Raw genomic sequence first — 18,064 nt, forward strand, 5'->3', positions numbered from 1 at the left:
ACCAAGGGTAACCTCGCTAGTCTCTTCCTCGCTGGCTCCTCCACGGACTGCGGCTCCTGCTTCGGCGACCAGTCGTAGCGGAGACGGCAGGGACACGAGGGAGTGTGGAGCTCGGAGGCCTGTCGCTTCCGATGCGTGCGGACTCGGCCTGTCATCGTGGTGCGACCTGCGGACTCGCCACGTTGGTGATCATGCCACCCTTCGGCGTCGGTCTCCTGCTACCAGGCCGGAAGGTCGGGCCCGTCGGCCACGCAGCCCGGCTCGGGTCCTCGAAGCAAGCAGCTGCACCTGCCCGAGGAGTTCCGTGTCCACGACTGGCGGCACAGCAAGGTCACGAACGACCTGGAGGCTGGGGAGAACCCCGTAGAGGTCTCCGTGAATGTCCGGCACCACTCGCCGGGCTACACGATGGCTCGGTACGGGCACTCACGTAGGGACGGAGCGCACCGACTCGCCGACTCCGGTGCGGGGCGACTCGTCCTGTCGTCCCTGATCTGACCTGGTGATTCGCTGGTCGCTGGTCACGCCACCGCCCCGAAACGCAAAGGACCCCAGCCGAAGCTGGGGTCCTGCTGGTGTCCGAGGGGGGACTTGAACCCCCACGCCCGATAAAGGGCACTAGCACCTCAAGCTAGCGCGTCTGCCATTCCGCCACCCGGACAAGGTGTCTGTCTCGCGTCCCTCGCGGGCCGTTCCGACGTGGAAAACATTACCAAACATTCCGGGGTCCTCGATCACACCCCCCGGCGGCCGGGGATCGCCCTTGGGGGAAGCGGGCCGGGGCGCGAGGATGGAGTCAGTTCGGTACTGATCAGTGGGAGGAAGCAGCGTGAGCGAATCGGGCGCGGGCAGGACCGTCTCCGGCGAGGACGAGGTCGTCGACCTCTGCCGGGACCTCATCCGGATCGACACCAGCAACTACGGGGACCACTCGGGGCCCGGCGAACGCAAGGCGGCCGAGTGGGTCGCCGAGCAGCTCTCCGAGGTCGGGCTGGAGCCGCAGATCTTCGAATCGCACAAGGGGCGCGCCTCGACCGTGGCGCGGATCGAGGGCGAGGACCCCTCGAGGCCGGCGCTGCTGATCCACGGGCACACCGACGTGGTCCCGGCCAACGCCGCCGACTGGACCTACGACCCCTTCGCGGGCGAGATCGCCGACGGCTGCGTGTGGGGCCGCGGCGCGGTCGACATGAAGGACATGGACGCGATGACGCTGGCCGTCGTGCGCGACCGCATGCGCAGCGGCCGCAGGCCCCCGCGCGACATCGTGCTGGCCTTCCTCGCGGACGAGGAGGCGGGCGGCACCTACGGCGCCCGGTACCTCGTCGACAAGCACCCCGACCTCTTCGAGGGGGTGACGGAGGCGATCGGCGAGGTCGGCGGCTTCTCGTTCACCGTGAACGAGAACCTGCGGCTGTACCTGGTGGAGACCGCCCAGAAGGGCATGCACTGGATGCGCCTGACGGTGGAGGGCACCGCCGGCCACGGGTCCATGACCAACAACGACAACGCCATCACGGAGCTCTGCGAGGCCGTGGGGCGCCTGGGACGCCACACCTGGCCGGTGCGGGTCACCAAGACCGTCCGGCACTTCCTGGACGAGCTCTCGGACGCGCTGGGCACCCCGCTGGACCCGGACGACATGGACGCCACGCTCGCCAAGCTCGGCGGCATCGCCAAGATGGTCGGGGCGACCCTGCGCAACTCCGCCGCCCCGACCATGCTCGGCGCCGGCTACAAGGTCAACGTCATCCCCGGCCAGGCCACCGCCCACGTGGACGGCCGCTTCCTGCCGGGCTACGAGGAGGAGTTCTTCGCCGACCTCGACCGGATCCTCGGGCCGCGCGTGAAGCGCGAGGACGTCCACGCGGACAAGGCGCTGGAGACGGCCTTCGACGGCAAGCTCGTGGACGCCATGCAGACCGCCCTGAAGGCGCACGACCCGATCGCCCGCGCGGTCCCGTACATGCTCTCCGGCGGTACGGACGCCAAGTCCTTCGACGACCTCGGCATCCGCTGCTTCGGCTTCGCCCCGCTCCAGCTTCCGCCGGAGCTGGACTTCGCCGGGATGTTCCACGGGGTGGACGAGCGGGTGCCGGTGGAGGGTCTGAAGTTCGGCGTCCGGGTGCTCGACCGGTTCATCGACGAGTCCTGAGGCGCGCGGGCGACCGAAGGGGGCGTACCTAACGCACGGGAATCGGGAAGGTGTGCGGAATCCACTGAGAAGAGTGAATGCACTCATACGCTCGTAGCCCCGGTGATCCCTCCTCGTTACAGGTGGTGCGGTCCGCGGCTGGGACCGCGCTTGCCTACTAGGAGGAACAATGCTCAAGAAGGTTGCCGCCGCTGCGGCTGTCACCGGTGGTCTGGTTCTCGCGGGTGCGGGTCTGGCTGTCGCCGACGCTGGTGCCCAGGGTGCGGCCATCGGTTCGCCCGGTGTCCTGTCCGGCAACGTCGTCCAGGTTCCGGTCCACGTTCCCGTGAACGTCTGCGGTAACACGATCTCCGTGATCGGCCTGCTGAACCCGGCCTTCGGCAACACCTGCGTCAACGCCTGACGTTTCTGAAGTTCTCGGCCCCGGAGCGCATTCCAGCGCTCCGGGGCTGCCGGGCTTTAAGGGCCCGATGACGATCTTTCGGCGTACCAGGCGGGGGAGCCTGAGCGGCCAGTGCGCCGACCGGGAGTGCACGTGCGTGCGCGTGCACGACGCACACACCAGGGGACGAAGTACAGATGCGACGACAGGTACAGGTCACCGGCAGGAAGACCTTGATCACCATGGCGGCCGCGGGGGGTCTGCTCGCGCTCGGAGGGGGCTACGCACACGCGGACTCCGGCGCCTCCGGCCGTGCCGCACACTCACCGGGACTGCTGTCCGGGAACGCCCTCGAGGCCCCCGTGGACGCACCGCTGAACGCCTGCGGGAACACGGTGACGGTGGTGGGGGCCCTGAACCCGGCCTTCGGGAACCACTGCGCGAACCTCCCGGGCCGCCCGGGACACCCGCAGCACCCGACCCACCCCCAGCACCCGAACCACCCCGAACACCCGGGCAACCCGCACGAACCGTGCGACGAGGACACCGGCCCGGGGCATCCGGAACACCCGGGTGGCCCCGGCGGTAACGGGAATCCGGGTGGTCCGGGTGGGAACGGCAACCCGGGCGGTCCGGGCGGCAATGGGACCCCGGGCGGTCCGGGCGGACCCGGCGGCAACGGGACCCCGGGAGGTCCCGGCGGAAACGGGACCCCGGGCGGTCCGGGTGGCAACGGCAACCCCGGCGGCCCCGGTGGCAACGGCGCCCCCGGCGGTCCGGGTGCCGGGCAGCAGCCCGGAACTCCCGCCGGACCCGGCGCGGGTACCGGTACGGCTCCCGGCACCGGATCGGTGACCCCGGTGACGCACCCCGCCCAGGGGACCGGCACCGGCACCGGTGCGACCCCGGCCGGGGGACTCGCCGCCACGGGCTCCGGTGACGTCCTCACCGCCGGACTGCCCCTGGCCGCGGGCATGCTGCTGGCCGGCGCCGTGCTCTACCGCCGGGCGCGCAACGCGGCCTGACGGCTCCTCACGACGCGGGTCCCTCCCGGGGACCCGCGTCACCAGGTCGCGCGGACCTGACGGATGATCCGGCGGCGCAGTCGCACGCGGCGACTGCCGTCCCGAAGCAGGGTCAGCCGGTCGAGCTCCCAATGCCCGTACTCGGCGTGTTCGGTCAGCAGGCGGGTCGTTTCCTGACGCGGAACCCCGCGGGGCACGTACAGGTCGACGAATTCGTATTCCGACATCGGATCCATTCTGCTCGGGGTGTCAAGGGCGCGCCCGTGAAGCCCTGCACCGGTCGGCGGCCCCCTGTTCACAGGCTGAACACCGAGCGCGGCACCGGGCCCGGACGTGCTGAACTGGCCGCCGACACCAGCACCACGATCACGAACGGGACCCCGTTGAGAACCCAAGCCGCCGCCTTCGTCTGCATAGCCGCCCTGGCCACCGGATGCTCCACCGGTACTCCTCAGCCGACTCCCACCGTGACAGTGACCCACGCCGTCGAGGCCGGACCGCTCGTGGACGCGTACCGGCGCGGGTGGAACTGGGGCCAGCGCCACTACGTGAAGAACAACAACGACTACGTGGACGACTTGTCGCAGTGCAGGAAGGCCGAAGTCCTGCGGGACCTATACCCCGATCAGCCCCGGATGGACTCCCTCATGGTGGGATGCGCCGACGGCCTGAACACGGACCCGCAGGCGGCGCTCCGCTCCTGAGCGGCAGCTCACTCGCATTCTGCGTGCGGGCAGAGCCCTGCTACGGATAGCGTCTGCACTATGTCTGATGCCGCTCTGCCCACTGTTGCCGAGGTACGCGCCGCCGCCGAGGCGGTCAAGGCCGCGCTCGACCGTCACCTCGCCGCGGTCGAGAGCAGGATCGGGGACGATGATCCGGACGTCTACGCCGCGTTCAACGAACTCGCCGCCGCCGCCGAGGAGTACGACGAGCTCCTCTACGACCGCTACGACGAGGTCACCCCGTTCGAGATCCCCACTCCCGAGGACGGGCTCCCGTACACCGGCCCCGCCGAACCCGCCGCCTTCAGCGTGCTCATCCGCCGCGACTACGCCGTCGTCGAACCGGCGCGCCTGATCGCCCAGGCCGAACGCGTCGTCGCGCACGACCGCGAGGCCGAACTCGCCCACGACGGAGGCACCGCCGACGCGCTCGGCGTGCTCTTCGGCGAGTACGAGCCGGATGAAATCGCCTCCCGCGCCAAGGACTTCGGGCTGGAGGAAGGCGATTCCACGCTGTGGATCGCCGCTTCGGAGGAGGTCGCGGAACCGGGGGAGTGGCTCGGTGCGCCGTTCGCGCACATCGATCCGCAGGACGTGATGCACCGGTTCGACGTCAGCTCGGTCTTCGACGACGAAGAGGGCGACGAGGGCGACGACGAGGAGGCCGGGGACGTCGAGCCCGCCGAGCGGGGCCTGACCACGGCCTGACCCCGCCCCGCGCGACACCTCGTACGGAACGCGCGGCGGCCCCCGTCCCACCCGGGACGGGGGCCGCCGCGCGTCCGCTACTCGGGCTGCGCCGACGCGGACTCCACAAGGGCCCTCAGCAGACCCGCCAGGCGGGTCGTACGGGGCTTCGCCGGCACCTCGGCGACCGCGCGCGGCAGTGCCTGGTCCACCCCGTGCACCACCGACAGGTGCCGCTCGGCCCGGCCGAAGGCCGTGTACACCCAGTCCCGGGACAGGGCCTGAGCCGCGTCCCCGGGCAGCACGACGACCGCCGCGGGCCAGCGCGAGCCGACGGCCTGGTGCGCCGTCACCGCCCAGCCGTGCCGCACCTGCGACTCCACCCGCTCCTTCGGTACGACGATCCGCGCGCCCGCGGCTCCGGCCAGGTGCAGCCCCTGGGCGTCGGCCGACACCACCCGGGCCGGCAGCGCACGCCCGGCGGAGGGCACGTGGACCACCCGGTCACCGGGGTCGAAGCCGCCGAACCGGCCGGGACCCGGGTTCAGCCGCTCCTTGAGGGCCGCGTTGAGCGCGCGGGTGCCCGCCGGGCCGCCGTGGCCCGGGGTGATCACCTGGACGGCGTCCGCCGGGATCCCGAAGGCGCGGGGCACCGACTCGGCGACCAGCTGCACGGTGCGGTGCACCGCCTCCCCGGCGTCGCGGACCGGGACGATGACGACCTCCTTGCCGGGGGCGTCGACCTGGTTCAGCTCGCCGACCGCGATTGCGGAGACCAGCTCGCCGATCGGCCCCGGGTCCGGGATCCGGGAGACGAGCTGCGGGCAGGCACGGGCCGCGAGCACATCGGCGAAGACCCGGCCGGGACCCGCGGAGCCCAGCACCGCGGTGTCGCCGGACAGCACCAGGCGTGCCCCGTCGGCGACGGACTCCACCAGCACGGCGGCCGTCTCCACGTCCAGCTGCGGGGCGTCCAGGACGATGAGCAGGTCCAGCGCGAACTGCCCGTCCGCGTCCCGGCCCGGTCCCTCGGCGCCGGACAGCAGACCCGCCACGGTGACGGCCCCCTCGGCCGGGGCGTGCGCGGCCAGGCAGACCCGCAGGCCGAACTCCCGGGCGGCCGCGAACAGCGCGCGGGGCTCGGCGCGGGCGGCCTCCCCGCCGGTGTGGGTGACCAGACCGTGCCCGGCGGCGGCGCGGATCAGCTCGGCGCCGGGGCCGGTGGCGGCCTTGTCCCAGTCGGCGGGGTCCGTGAAGGTGTTGGCGATCCGGGCCAGGCCCTCGGCGAGGCTCTCCTCGGCCATGGCGGAGCCCTCCAGGCCCACCAGGATCCGTACGGGCTGCTCTTCGTCCTCCGCCACGGGCGGGCCGACCGGCTCCTCGAAGGCCAGCGCGGCGCCCTCGCCGACGGCCGCCTCCAGGGCCTGCGCGGGGTCGGGCACGCCGTACTGGGCGAGGGCCGACTCCAGGGTGGGGGCCTCCAGCACGGTGTGGCCCTTGGCGGCGGCCTGTGCCAGCAGCCAGCTCACCAGGGCGGCGGCCCGCCGCTCGTCCCCGGGGCCGGTCGCCTCGGCGCCGAGGAGGGCGCGGGCGAACCCGTCGGCCTGGGTCGGCCGGACCCCGGCGACGGCCAGCAGCCGCCAGGGGGACTCGGCGAGCTGCGCGGCGGCGTCCTCGCCGAGCGCGACGGCGGTCTGCGGGGCGAGGGCCTCGGGGGCTCCGCCCCGCGCCAGGACGGCGCGGATCGCCTGGACGGCGTCGGGGGAGGGGGCGGTGGCCTGCGGCGCGGGTGCGGGGGTGGGTGCGGATGCCGGGGTGCGCGCCGGGGCGGGCGCGGGCGCGGGGGACGGCGTGCGGGGCGCCGGGGGCGCGGTGAACGCGGCGGGGGGCTTGCCGCCGCTCTCCACGGCCCGTACGGCGGCCAGCAGGTCGGCGGCCGTACCGCTGAGCTTGGCGCCGGCCTCCACGGGGGCCTCGCGCTCCGCCTTGCGGCGGGCGATGCGCTCCCGCTCGATCTTCTGGGCGGCCAGTTCCGCGGCGGCTTCGCTGAGCTGAGGCGTGGCCCCGGCGGCCCCGTCCGCGTCGGCGGTCCCGGCGGCCCCGTCGGCGGCTTCCGCTTCCGCTTCCGGGTCGGCGTCCGCACCCCGGTCCGGGTCCGCGGCTTCGCCCTCGCCGGAAGCGTCCGCGACGGGTGCCTCCCCGTCGGGCGTGTCCTCGGGGTCTGCCGGGGCGTGGTCCGCCGCCGGGGGCTCGGGCTCGGCCTCGCCGGAGGCGTCCGCGACGGGTTCGCCCCCGTCCGGGTCCGCGGCTTCGCCGGTGGCGTGCGCGGTGGTTGCGTCCTCGCCGGGGGCGGTCGGGGGTTCCGGGGTGGTGGCAGCGGCGGGCGCCGGGGCCTCCGCGGCAGCGGCGTCGGCAGCGGCGGTGTCGCTCACAAGGTGCTCCAGTCCTGATCGGGGTAGCGGTGGACGGGCGCCGAGACGTCGTCCAGCGCTTGGCGGATCTCCTCCGGAAGACTAAGGGCCTCCACCGACAGGGCCTGCCCGAGCTGCGCCGACGTGCGCGCGCCGACGATCGGCGCGGCCACCCCGGGGCGGTCCCGGACCCAGGCCAGGGCCACGTGGAGCGGGGTCACCGCGAGGCCGTGGGCGGCCGTTGCCACCGCGTCCACGATCCGGCTCGCCGCCTCGTCCAGGTACGGGTCCACGAAGGCGGCCAGGGCCTCCGAGGCGCCCCGGGAGTCCGCGGGGGTGCCCGACCGGTACTTGCCCGTCAGGACGCCCCGGCCGAGGGGGGAGGACGGGAGGAGGGACAGGCCCAGGTCCAGGGCCGCCGGGACCACCTCCCGTTCCACGCCGCGCTGGAGCAGGGAGTACTCCATCTGTGTCGAGGCCAGCCGGGTCCGTACGCCCGGCGCCGCGAGCTGCCAGGTCGCCGCCTTCGCGAGCTGCCAGCCGCTGAAGTTCGACACCCCCGCGTACCGGGCCCGGCCGCTGCTCACCGCGATGTCCAGGGCCTGGAGGGTCTCCTCCAGCGGGGTCCAGGGGTCGAAGGCGTGGACCTGCCAGAGGTCGACGTAGTCCGTGTCCAGACGGGACAGGGAATCGTCCAGGGCGGAGAGGAGGTGGCCGCGCGAGGCGTCGAAACGGCGGTCCGGGTCCGCGACCCCGCCCGCCTTCGTCGCGATCACCAGGTCCCGCCGCGGGACCACGGAACCGATCAACTGCCCGAGGAGGTACTCGGCTTCCCCGCCCCCGTACACGTCGGCGGTGTCCACGAGCGTGCCGCCCGCGTTCCAGAACGTCTTCAACTGCGCGGCCGCTTCCGCCTCGTCCGGTCCGTCCGCCGACCGGCCCCAGGTCAGTGTGCCGAGACCGATCCGGGAGACGCGCAGTCCGGTGCGGCCGAGATGCCTCTGCTCCATGAGGGCTGAGACTACTGCGGCGCTGACGCGGGGCACCCGGGCGCGCTACAGTCCCCGCAGACCCACGTTACTCATCGGTAAACAGGCAAGGGGACCACACATGCGGCTCGGCATCAATCTCGGCTACTGGGGCGCTGGCATGGACGCCGACAACCTGGCCGTCGCGCAGGAGGCCGACCGCCTCGGCTACGACGTCTGCTGGGCCGCGGAGGCCTACGGCTCCGACGCGCCGACCGTCCTCGCCTGGGTCGCGGCCCAGACCGAGCGGATCGACGTGGGCTCCGCCATCATGCAGATCCCGGCCCGCCAGCCCGCCATGACGGCCATGACCGCCGCCACCCTCGACTCCCTCACCAAGGGCCGCTTCCGGCTCGGCCTCGGCGTCTCCGGACCGCAGGTGTCCGAGGGCTGGTACGGCGTGCAGTTCGACAAGCCGCTCGCGCGGACCCGCGAGTACGTGGAGATCGTCCGCAAGGCGATGACCCGCGAGCGGCTCTCGTACGAGGGCGAGCACTGGACGCTGCCGCTGCCCGGCGGGCCGGGCAAGCCGCTCAAGCTGACCGTGCACCCCGAGCGCGAGCACATCCCGCTCTACATCGCCGCCATCGGGCCCAAGAACCTGGAGCAGACCGGCGAGATCGCCGACGGCGCCCTGCTGATCTTCCCGGCCGCCGAGCACCTGGAGGCCACCGCCCTCACCCACATCCGGGCGGGCCGCGAGAAGGCCGGACTGACGATGGAGGGCTTCGACGTCTGCCCGACCGTGCCGCTGGCACTCGGCGACGACGTGAACGCGCTCGCGGACATGTTCCGCCCGTACACCGCCCTGTACGTGGGCGGCATGGGCAGCCGCAAGGCGAACTTCTACAACCAGCTGGCCCAGCGCATGGGCTACGAGAAGGAAGCCGCCGAGGTCCAGGACAAGTACCTGGCCGGCGACAAGGAGGGTGCGGCCGCCGCGATCCCGCACTCGCTGATCGACTCCACCACCCTGCTGGGCCCGGTGGAGCGCATCGCCGACGGGATGCGGGCCTACGCCGAGGCCGGGGTCACCACCCTGACGCTCGCCCCGGCCGGCTTCACCCTGGAGGAGCGGACCGCCGCGCTGCGCGCCGGCGTGGAGGCCATGGAGCGCGCCGGCCTGGCCTGAGCGGAGCCCCGGGCCCGGCGAAGGCCCGGGATCGAGCGGCGTGGAGAAGGAGAAGTCTGCGGCCGTGGTGGGGGCTCGGGGGGTCTTCCCCGCCACGGCCGACACAGCCAACAACGCGCGGGACGGCCCCCGGGTTACGCGCCGGGGGCCGTCTCGGGGGCTTCGTTCATTCGGACGAGTAGCGCGCCCCGCGGGTTGCCCGCCCGGGCGGGCGGAGTTTGACTCGATGCATGCTCTCTGCCCGCAGCCTCTTCCAGGAGATCGTCGAGAACGACGACTCCTTCCAGCTGTTCTGTTCCATCGCCGCCAGCGGGGAGTCCCAGGGCGGCTGGGAGAACGCCCGGATCGCGGCCCTGGTGCCCGAAGGCATGCGCGATCTCGCACCCAAGATCACCCGGCACGGAGCCGACGAGGACAAACACGGCCGGATCTTCAACGCCCTGCTGCGCAAGCGCGGCCTGCCGCCCGTCCCGGTCCCGCCCGAGACCGACTACACGATGCTGCTGGAGCGCCGCGGCATCGGCCTCGCGCACGAGAAGCTCCGCCGCGACGAACCCCTGACCGAGCGCGACATCACCGTCTACCTCGCGCACAGCCGGGTCACCGAACAGCGCGCCGCCGACCAGATGGACATGCTGGTCAAGAACTTCGGAGACCACCCCGAGGTCGGCAAGGCCATCCGCATGATCAGCCACGACGAGGACAACCACCTCGCCTACTGCCACGAGGAGCTGCTGCGCCTCGCCCGGGAGGGCCACGGCCGCACCATCCAGCAGGTGCTGCGGGAGAGCGCGCTCGTCGAGATCGGCGTCTACCGGGACGTGAGCCTGGCCGTCATGGGCCACATGGGGCGGCTCCTGCACTGGCCCGCACCGAAGGCGGCCGTGCTGGCCGCAGGGATCCGGGGGATGTACGCGTACGAGAGGCTGGCCGGCTGGCACCGGATGGTCTCCTTGCGCCAGCCGGACCGCTCGAACGCGCTGGGCGGCCCGGTGACCACGGCGGCCGAGTTCGCGTAGCGGGGCCGGTCGGACGTGAGGGGGCAGGGGTGGTCAGAGCCAGCCGCGGCGTTTGAACAGCCGGTGCAGGCCCAGACACACGGCCACCATCACCAGGACCACCAGCGGATAGCCCCAGCGGTGCTTGAGCTCCGGCATGTGCTCGAAGTTCATCCCGTAGATCCCCGCCACCATCGTCGGGACCGCCGCCATGGCCGCCCAGGCCGAGATCTTGCGCATGTCGTCGTTCTGCCGGACCCCCATCTGCGCCAGGTGCGCGGCCAGCGCGTCCGAGAGCAGCCGGTCCAGGCCCTCGATGTACTCGTTCGCCTTGGTCAGGTGGTCGGCGACGTCGCGGAAGAACGGCTGCGCGTGCTCGTGCACGAAGGGCACGTTCCCGAAGGCGAGCCGGTCCATCGGCGCGAGCAGCGGACTCGTGGCCCGGCGGAACTCCAGGACCTGCCGCTTGAACCCGTAGATCCGGGCGGCGGTGTTCTTGCTGTCCGAGGGGTTCGGGGCGAAGACCTCCGCCTCCAGCTCCTCCAGATCCGCCTGGAGCTCGGCGGCCACCTCGATGTAGTGGTCCACCACCGCGTCCGAGACCGCGTACAGCACCGCCGTCGGGCCGTGCTTCAGCACGTCGGGCTCGTGCTCCAGCCGGTGGCGTACGGCCGCCAGCGCGGCCCCCTCGCCGTGCCGGACCGTGACGACGAAGGAGTCGCCGATGAAGAGCATCAGCTCGCCCGTGCTCACCGTGTCCGACGCCTCGTCGTACATCACCGGCTTGAGGACCACGAACAGCGAATCGTCGTAGACCTCCATCTTCGGCCGCTGGTGCGCGGTCAGCGCGTCCTCCACCGCCAGCGGGTGCAGCCCGAACTCCTGGCTGACGTGCTCGAACTCCTTCTCCGTCGGCTCGTACATGCCCACCCAGAGAAAGGCGTCGCCGGTGGCCCGCGCCTCGTCGAGGGCATCGGAGAAGTCGTCGGGCGCCGCGGAGCGGCGGCCTTCGCGGTACATGGCGCAGTCCACAATCACTCGCGCATTGTTCCCTGCCAGGGCCCCGACCGCACGCCGGCGGCACCGCTTACCCTTCTGCCATGGCCACGCTGATCCTCGTACGACACGGGCGGTCCACCGCCAACACCGCAGGGCTGCTCGCCGGATGGACCCCGGGGGTGACCCTCGACGAGCACGGAGCCGCACAGGCCGCCGCGCTGCCCGGGCGGCTCGCCGCCGTGCCCCTCGCCGCAGCCGTCACCAGCCCGCTGGAGCGGTGCGCCGAGACCCTGGCCCCGCTGCTGGCGGCCCGGCCCGGACTCGCCCTGCACACCGACGAGCGGATCGGCGAGTGCCACTACGGCGACTGGTCGGGCCGCAAACTCTCGGAACTGTCCGAAGAACCGCTGATGCGCATCGTCCAGCAGCACCCCTCGGCCGCCGCCTTCCCCGGCGGCGAGTCCATGCGCGCCATGCAGGCCCGCGCCGTGGACGCCGTCCGCGACTGGAACGCGCGGATCGAGGAGGAGCACGGCACTGACGCCGTGTTCCTGATGTGCTCGCACGGCGACATCATCAAGTCCCTTGTCGCGGACGCCCTCGGCATGCACCTGGACCTCTTCCAGCGGATCCACGTCGACCCCTGCTCGGTCACCGCGATCCGCTACACGCCGACCCGGCCCTTCCTGCTCCGGCTCGGCGACACCGGCGACTTCGCCTCCTTCGCACCCCGCGAAAAGGGCTCGCCGGACGCCGCGGCGGCCCAGGACGACACGGAAGCGGGCGGCGAGGCGGTCGTAGGGGGTGGTGCGGGCGCGGTGTGATCGAACGGCGCAGTAGGGTGGACGGGCCAACCCATGGGCGCAGCCCTGCCCCTGCTGCCGACGCTTGGAGACTGGACGTGCCCCGTCAGGTGTTCCTCTACGACCCACCGGACCGTTTCGTGGCCGGCACGGTCGGCCTGCCTGGACGCCGTACGTTCTTCCTACAGGCCTCCACCGGCCCCCGCGTCACCTCCGTCTCCCTGGAGAAGACCCAGGTGGCGGCGCTCGCGGAACGGATGGAAGAGCTGCTGGACGAGGTCGTACGGCGTACCGGGGGCAATGCCCCCGTCCCGGCCGTGGCCCCTGCCGAGGCGACCGACACCGCCCCCCTCGACGTCCCCGTCGAGGAGGAGTTCCGCGTCGGCACCATGGCCCTGGCCTGGGACGGCGAGGACCAGCGCATGATCGTCGAGGCGCAGGCCCTGGTGGAACTCGACGCCGACTCGGAGGAGGACCTCGCCGAGGCGGAGGAGCGGCTGCTCCAGGACGAGGAGAACGGTCCGCCGATGCTCCGGGTCCGCCTCACCGGCGCCCAGGCCCGGGCCTTCACCAAGCGGGCCCTGGACGTGGTCAACGCGGGCCGGCCGCCGTGCCCGCTGTGCAGCCTCCCGCTGGACCCCGAAGGGCACGTCTGCCCGCGCCAGAACGGCTACCGGCGCCAAGCGTGAACGCAACGGGGGGAACGGCGGAAGTGGAAGAACTGCTGGCCCACGGGGAACTCACCGTCGTCGGCCGGATCCGGGAGGCGTCCAACGCCGTCCTGCTGTGCACCGTCACGCACGGGGGCGCGAGCACCGACTGCGTGTACAAGCCGGTCAAGGGCGAGCGCCCGCTGTGGGACTTCCCCGACGGCAACCTCGCCCAGCGCGAAGTCGCCGCCTACCTGGTCTCCGAGGCCACCGGCTGGGGCCTCGTACCCCCGACCGTGCTGCGCGACGGACCGTACGGCGAGGGCATGGTCCAGCAGTGGATCGAGACCGGGGAGTCCCCGGAGGCCGAGCTGCTCGCGCTCGTGGACGGCGAGGAGGCGGGGGAGGGCTGGAGGCCCGTCGCCTTCGCCGAGGTCGGCGAGGGCCGCACCGCGCTCCTCGTGCACGCCGACGACGAACGGCTGCGCCGCATGTCCGTCCTCGACGCCGTGATCAACAACGGCGACCGCAAGGGCGGCCACCTGCTGCCCGCCCCCGACGGACGCCTCTACGGCATCGACCACGGCGTGACCTTCCACACCGAGGACAAACTGCGCACCCTGCTCTGGGGCTGGGCGGGGGAGCCGCTGACGGAGGAAGCGGGGTCCGTCCTGACCGCCCTGGAGGCCGCACTGGCCGCCGGGCAGCCCCTCGCCACCCGACTGGCCGAACTGGTCACCACCGCCGAGCTGGCCGCCGTACGGGCCCGCGTGGCCCTGCTGCTGCGCACCGGGAAGCATCCGCAGCCCTCGGGGCAGTGGCCCGCGATCCCCTGGCCGCCCGTCTGACCGAGCCGGGGCACGCGGCGGGGCACACGCACAGAACCGGCCATGGCGCAAGAGTGCCGATCCGGACAACAGTGCAGGTCCGGTTCGTTTTCGGAACACCCGTCCGGTTAGGCTCGAGACATGCATGCCTGGCCCGCTTCTGAGGTCCCCGCCCTGCCTGGCAAGGGCCGCGACCTCCAGATCCACGACACCGCGACCCAAGGGGCGATCACCCTCGCCCCCGGTCCCGTCGCCCGTATCTACGTCTGCGGGATCACCCCGTACGACGCGACGCACATCGGTCACGCGGCGACCTACAACGCGTTCGACCTCGTGCAGCGCGTGTGGCTCGACACCAAGCGGCAGGTCATCTACGTCCAGAACGTCACGGACGTCGACGATCCCCTGCTGGAGCGGGCCCTGCGCGACAACCAGGACTGGACCGAGCTCGCCGAACGCGAGACGGCTCTCTTCCGTGAGGACATGACCGCTCTGCGGATGCTGCCGCCGCAGCACTACATCGGCGCCGTCGAGGCCATACCCGGCATCGTGCCGCTGGTCGAGCGGCTGCGCGACGCGGGCGCCGCCTACGAGCTGGACGGCGACGTCTACTTCTCGGTGGAGTCCGACCCGAACTTCGGCAAGGTGTCCAACCTGGACGCCGAGGCGATGCGGCTGCTGTCGGCCGAGCGGGGCGGCGACCCCGACCGCGCGGGCAAGAAGAACCCGCTCGACCCGATGCTGTGGATGGCTGCCCGCCCGGGCGAGCCGAGCTGGGACGGCGGCTCGCTGGGCCGCGGCCGGCCCGGCTGGCACATCGAGTGCGTGGCCATCGCCCTGGACCACCTGGGGATGACCTTCGACATCCAGGGCGGCGGCTCCGACCTGGCCTTCCCGCACCACGAGATGGGTGCCTCGCACGCCCAGGTCCTGACGGGCGAGTTCCCGATGGCCAAGGCGTACGTACACGCCGGGATGGTCGCCCTGCACGGCGAGAAGATGTCGAAGTCCAAGGGCAACCTGGTCTTCGTATCGGCGCTGCGCCGGGCGGGCGTGGACCCGGCGGCGATCCGCCTGGCCCTGCTCTCGCACCACTACCGCGCGGACTGGGAGTGGACCGACGAGGTCCTCGCGGAGGCGGTGGCCCGGCTGGGGCGCTGGCGCGCGGCCGTCTCCCGCCCCGACGGCATCCCGGCGGACGACCTGGTCGAGGAGGTCCGCGAGGCCCTCTCCAACGACCTGAACGCGCCTGCTGCTCTCGCGGCCGTGGACCGCTGGGTCGAGCGCCAGCTCGTCACCGACGGAGACGACGAGTCGGCCCCGGGCCTGGTCTCCCGCACGGTCGACGCCCTGCTGGGCGTGGCCCTGTAACCGGAAATTCCAGCCCCTCCGGCGTGTGAGGAGCGGGGTCCGGGGCGGAGCCCCGGGAAACGGCGAAAGGGCGGGGCGGGGAGAAATAATCCCCGCCCCGCCCTTTCGCGGTCCGCCTGGCTACGCCTCCGGAGGCGTCTCGTCCTCGTCCGGGCCGGTGGCCGGCGGTTCCTCCACCGGCTCCGGGTCCAGCTTCCGCTTCGGCGGCCGCGTCAGCCCACCGGAGGTGTCCCGCAAGTACGACCCGTCACCCGGCTCCGCGCCTGCGGAGGGATCCCGCCGCCGCAGGTACCGCTCGAACTCCCGGGCGATCGCGTCCCCGGACGCCTCCGGCAGGTCGGCGGTGTCCCGCGCTTCCTCCAGCGTCTGGACGTACTCCGCCACCTCGCTGTCCTCGGCGGCCAGTTGGTCCACGCCCAGCTGCCACGCCCGCGCGTCCTCGGGGAGTTCGCCCAGCGGGATCCGGATGTCGATCAGGTCCTCGAGGCGGTTCAGCAGGGCCAGCGTGGCCTTCGGGTTCGGCGGCTGGGACACGTAGTGCGGCACCGCCGCCCACAGGGACACCGCCGGTACCCCGGCATGGGTGCAGGCCTCCTGGAGGATGCCCACGATCCCGGTCGGGCCCTCGTACTTGGTCTCCTCCAGGTCCATCGTCCGCGCCAGATCCGCGTCCGAGGTCACCCCGCTGACCGGCACCGGGCGGGTGTGCGGGGTGTCGCCCAGCAGCGCCCCCAGGATGACGACCATCTCCACGCCCAGTTCGTGGGCGAAGCCCAGGATCTCGTTGCAGAACGAACGCCACCGCATGGACGGTTCGATGCCCCGCACCAGCACCAGGTCGCGCGGTTTCGTCCCGCCGATCCGGACCACCGACAGCCGGGTCGTCGGCCACGTGATCTTGCGCACCCCGTTGTCCAGCCACACCGTCGGCCGGTTGACCTGGAAGTCGTAGTAGTCCTCGGCGTCCAGAGCCGCGAAGACCTCGCCCTTCCACTCCCGGTCCAGGTGTGCGACCGCACCGGAGGCCGCGTCACCCGCGTCGTTCCAGCCCTCGAACGCGGCCACCATGACCGGGTCGATCAGCTCGGGCACGCCCTCAAGCTCGATCACCCAGGTCTCCTTCCGAAGTTCCCTTGTGTACGTGGGTCAGCCTAAGCCTTGATGAGGCACCGGCCACAGCCCACGACAGAGGGGCGGTTCCCCCTGGAACCGCCCCTCTGCCCATTCACGCCACCGGCTATGCCTTGTGGGCCAGCATCTCCTCGACGCGGCCGCGCACTTCGGCGCTGTCCAGACCGCGGATCGTCACCGTCGTACGGCGGCGCAGCACGTCGTCCGCCGTCTCGGCCCACTCGTTGTCCCGGGCGTAGGCGACCTGCGCCCAGATCTCCGGCCCGTCCGGGTGGATCCGCTCGGCCAGCGCCGGGTCCTCGTTGGCGAGGCGCGCGATGTCGAAGGCCAGCGAACCGTAGTGCGAGGCCAGGTGGCGCGCGGTCAGCGGGTCCATCCGGGAGCCCGGCTCGCGGTCCACGAGCAGCCGGTGCGCCACCGCGTTCGGGTTGGCGACACCGGGCAGCGCGATCCGTCGTACGAGCGACTTCACCGGCTCCATGTCCTCGGTCAGCGGGCTGCCCGGCAGCTTGGCCAGCTTGTCCATGACCACGCGGCCGATGTGCCGGTACGTGGTCCACTTGCCGCCGGCCACCGACAGCATGCCGCCCGCGCCCTCGGAGACGACCGTCTCGCGCTTGGCCTTCTCGACCCCGCCGGGGCCGCCGGGCAGCACGCGCAGGCCCGCGAAGGCGTACGTCATCAGCGAGCGGTCCAGATCCGCGTCGTTCACCGAGAAGGCCGCCTCGTCCAGGATCTGCTGGATGTCGGCCTCGGTGGCGCGCACGTCCGCCGGGTCGCCCTCGTACACCTCGTCCGTGGTGCCCAGGAGCAGCTGGTCCTCCCACGGCAGGGCGAAGGTGATGCGGTACTTGTCGATCGGGGTGGCCATGGCGGCCTTCCACGGCGACTTGCGCTTCATCACGATGTGCGCGCCCTTGGAAAGGCGGATGGACGGCATCGAGTGCTTGTCCTCCATGCGCCGCAGGTGGTCCACCCACGGGCCGGTGGCGTTCAACACGACACGGGCGTCCACACCGAACTCGGTGCCGTCCAGGCGGTCCTTGAGCTCGGCGCCCGAGACCCGGCCGCGCGTCATGCGCAGACCGGTGACCTCGGCGTGGTTCAGGACGACCGCGCCCGACTCGACGGCCGCGCGGACCGTCATCACGGCGACGCGCGAATCGTTCATCTGGTGGTCGTAGTAGACCGCGACGGCCTTGAGGTCGTCCGTCTTCAGACCCGGGTTGTCGGCGGCGGCACGGGCCGGAGAAATGATCTTGCCCATGCCGTCGCCGAAGCCCGACAGCGCCGAGTACGCGAACACGCCCGCGCCCAGCTTCGCCGCGCCCACCGGACCGCCCTTGTACACCGGGAGGTAGAAGGTGAGCGGGTTGACCAGGTGCGGGGCCACGTCCTTGGCCAGGACCCGGCGCTCGTGGTGGTTCTCGGCGACCAGCTTGACCGAACCGGTCTGCAGGTAGCGCAGGCCGCCGTGGACGAGCTTGGAGGAGGCCGAGGAGGTGGCGCCGGCGAAGTCGCCGGCGTCCACCATGGCGACCCGCAGACCCGACTGCGCGGCGTGCCAGGCCACCGAGGTGCCCAGGATGCCACCGCCGATGACCAGCAGGTCGTACGTGGCCTTGGCCAGCTGCTCACGGGTCTCGGCACGGCTCGCGTTCGAACCGGCGGTCGGGTGCGTACCCAGGGTGGGAACGCTCTGCAGGGTGCTCATATCCGTTGACTCCTACTTACTCGTCG

General features: G+C 72.4%; 18 protein-coding genes and 1 tRNA gene. 11 read left to right on the forward strand and 8 right to left on the reverse strand.

What is annotated here, in order from left to right:
• Positions 1-573 precede the first annotated feature (573 nt).
• A tRNA-Leu gene (locus ACE1OC_RS31935) sits at positions 574-661 on the reverse strand.
• A 168-nt stretch (positions 662-829) separates the two neighbouring features.
• Here ACE1OC_RS31935 and ACE1OC_RS31940 point away from each other — a divergent pair.
• The 3 genes from ACE1OC_RS31940 (at position 830) to ACE1OC_RS31950 (ending at position 3,562) form a co-directional block, all read left to right on the forward strand.
• Entirely contained in the window at positions 830-2,155 is a 1,326-nt protein-coding gene (locus ACE1OC_RS31940; RefSeq protein ID WP_407839907.1) for a M20/M25/M40 family metallo-hydrolase, read from the forward strand.
• 169 nt (positions 2,156-2,324) lie between these two features.
• A complete protein-coding gene (chpH, locus tag ACE1OC_RS31945) occupies positions 2,325-2,558 on the forward strand; it encodes a chaplin ChpH (RefSeq protein WP_250740333.1) in 234 nt (77 codons plus the stop codon).
• 176 nt (positions 2,559-2,734) lie between these two features.
• A complete protein-coding gene (locus ACE1OC_RS31950; RefSeq protein WP_407839908.1) occupies positions 2,735-3,562 on the forward strand; it encodes a chaplin in 828 nt (275 codons plus the stop codon).
• Between the two features lie 38 nt (positions 3,563-3,600).
• Here ACE1OC_RS31950 and ACE1OC_RS31955 read toward each other — a convergent pair whose 3' ends face one another.
• The gene (locus tag ACE1OC_RS31955) at positions 3,601-3,789 is read right to left on the reverse strand and encodes a DUF5703 family protein (protein WP_250740335.1); all 189 of its coding nucleotides are present in this window, start codon (positions 3,787-3,789) and stop codon (positions 3,601-3,603) included.
• A 68-nt stretch (positions 3,790-3,857) separates the two neighbouring features.
• Positions 3,858-4,004 (reverse strand): hypothetical protein, encoded by a 147-nt coding sequence (locus tag ACE1OC_RS31960; protein WP_407839909.1) that lies wholly within the window; start codon positions 4,002-4,004, stop codon positions 3,858-3,860.
• 25 nt (positions 4,005-4,029) lie between these two features.
• On the opposite strand from ACE1OC_RS31960, the gene ACE1OC_RS31965 reads away from it, so the two are divergent.
• Positions 4,030-4,266, forward strand: coding sequence for a hypothetical protein (locus tag ACE1OC_RS31965; protein ID WP_407839910.1), 237 nt, complete (start codon positions 4,030-4,032; stop codon positions 4,264-4,266).
• A 60-nt stretch (positions 4,267-4,326) separates the two neighbouring features.
• Positions 4,327-4,995 carry a hypothetical protein gene (locus ACE1OC_RS31970; protein ID WP_407839911.1) on the forward strand — a complete coding sequence of 223 codons (669 nt, stop codon included), beginning with the start codon at positions 4,327-4,329 and terminating at the stop codon, positions 4,993-4,995.
• Positions 4,996-5,072: 77 nt separating this feature from the next.
• Here the strand turns inward: ACE1OC_RS31970 and ACE1OC_RS31975 are convergent, their stop codons facing one another.
• Both ACE1OC_RS31975 and ACE1OC_RS31980 read right to left on the reverse strand, forming a co-directional pair.
• Entirely contained in the window at positions 5,073-7,406 is a 2,334-nt protein-coding gene (locus tag ACE1OC_RS31975; RefSeq protein WP_407839912.1) for a helix-hairpin-helix domain-containing protein, read from the reverse strand.
• The gene (locus tag ACE1OC_RS31980; protein WP_407839913.1) at positions 7,403-8,395 is read right to left on the reverse strand and encodes an aldo/keto reductase; all 993 of its coding nucleotides are present in this window, start codon (positions 8,393-8,395) and stop codon (positions 7,403-7,405) included. The genes ACE1OC_RS31975 and ACE1OC_RS31980 overlap by 4 nt, the downstream gene beginning before the upstream one ends.
• 100 nt (positions 8,396-8,495) lie before the next feature.
• Between ACE1OC_RS31980 and ACE1OC_RS31985 the strand changes: the two genes are divergently transcribed.
• Together ACE1OC_RS31985 and ACE1OC_RS31990 are read left to right on the forward strand one after the other, a co-directional pair.
• The gene (locus ACE1OC_RS31985; RefSeq protein WP_407839914.1) at positions 8,496-9,545 is read left to right on the forward strand and encodes an LLM class F420-dependent oxidoreductase; all 1,050 of its coding nucleotides are present in this window, start codon (positions 8,496-8,498) and stop codon (positions 9,543-9,545) included.
• A gap of 230 nt (positions 9,546-9,775) precedes the next feature.
• Positions 9,776-10,564, forward strand: coding sequence for a ferritin-like domain-containing protein (locus tag ACE1OC_RS31990; protein ID WP_407839915.1), 789 nt, complete (start codon positions 9,776-9,778; stop codon positions 10,562-10,564).
• 33 nt (positions 10,565-10,597) lie between these two features.
• On the opposite strand, the gene corA is transcribed toward ACE1OC_RS31990, so the two are convergent.
• Positions 10,598-11,581, reverse strand: a complete 984-nt coding sequence (gene corA / locus ACE1OC_RS31995; RefSeq protein WP_407839916.1) for a magnesium/cobalt transporter CorA — start codon at positions 11,579-11,581, stop codon at positions 10,598-10,600.
• A 62-nt stretch (positions 11,582-11,643) separates the two neighbouring features.
• Between corA and ACE1OC_RS32000 the strand changes: the two genes are divergently transcribed.
• From ACE1OC_RS32000 to mshC, 4 genes are all read left to right on the forward strand, one after another.
• Positions 11,644-12,366: a histidine phosphatase family protein gene (locus tag ACE1OC_RS32000; RefSeq protein WP_407839917.1), complete on the forward strand. Its 723-nt coding sequence runs from the start codon at positions 11,644-11,646 to the stop codon at positions 12,364-12,366.
• A 77-nt stretch (positions 12,367-12,443) separates the two neighbouring features.
• A complete protein-coding gene (locus ACE1OC_RS32005) occupies positions 12,444-13,034 on the forward strand; it encodes a DUF3090 domain-containing protein (protein ID WP_243333987.1) in 591 nt (196 codons plus the stop codon).
• The gene (locus tag ACE1OC_RS32010; protein ID WP_407841747.1) at positions 12,998-13,843 is read left to right on the forward strand and encodes an SCO1664 family protein; all 846 of its coding nucleotides are present in this window, start codon (positions 12,998-13,000) and stop codon (positions 13,841-13,843) included. Before ACE1OC_RS32005 ends, ACE1OC_RS32010 begins: the two co-directional genes overlap by 37 nt.
• A gap of 120 nt (positions 13,844-13,963) precedes the next feature.
• Positions 13,964-15,193 (forward strand): cysteine--1-D-myo-inosityl 2-amino-2-deoxy-alpha-D-glucopyranoside ligase, encoded by a 1,230-nt coding sequence (mshC, locus tag ACE1OC_RS32015; RefSeq protein WP_250740343.1) that lies wholly within the window; start codon positions 13,964-13,966, stop codon positions 15,191-15,193.
• A gap of 120 nt (positions 15,194-15,313) precedes the next feature.
• Here mshC and ACE1OC_RS32020 read toward each other — a convergent pair whose 3' ends face one another.
• Both ACE1OC_RS32020 and ACE1OC_RS32025 read right to left on the reverse strand, forming a co-directional pair.
• The gene (locus ACE1OC_RS32020) at positions 15,314-16,303 is read right to left on the reverse strand and encodes a PAC2 family protein (RefSeq protein WP_407839918.1); all 990 of its coding nucleotides are present in this window, start codon (positions 16,301-16,303) and stop codon (positions 15,314-15,316) included.
• Positions 16,304-16,430: 127 nt separating this feature from the next.
• Positions 16,431-18,038: a glycerol-3-phosphate dehydrogenase/oxidase gene (locus ACE1OC_RS32025; protein ID WP_407839919.1), complete on the reverse strand. Its 1,608-nt coding sequence runs from the start codon at positions 18,036-18,038 to the stop codon at positions 16,431-16,433.
• Positions 18,039-18,064: the final 26 nt, after the last annotated feature.

This window comes from Streptomyces stoeckheimensis (assembly GCF_045822005.1).
Lineage (GTDB): Bacteria > Actinomycetota > Actinomycetes > Streptomycetales > Streptomycetaceae > Streptomyces > Streptomyces stoeckheimensis.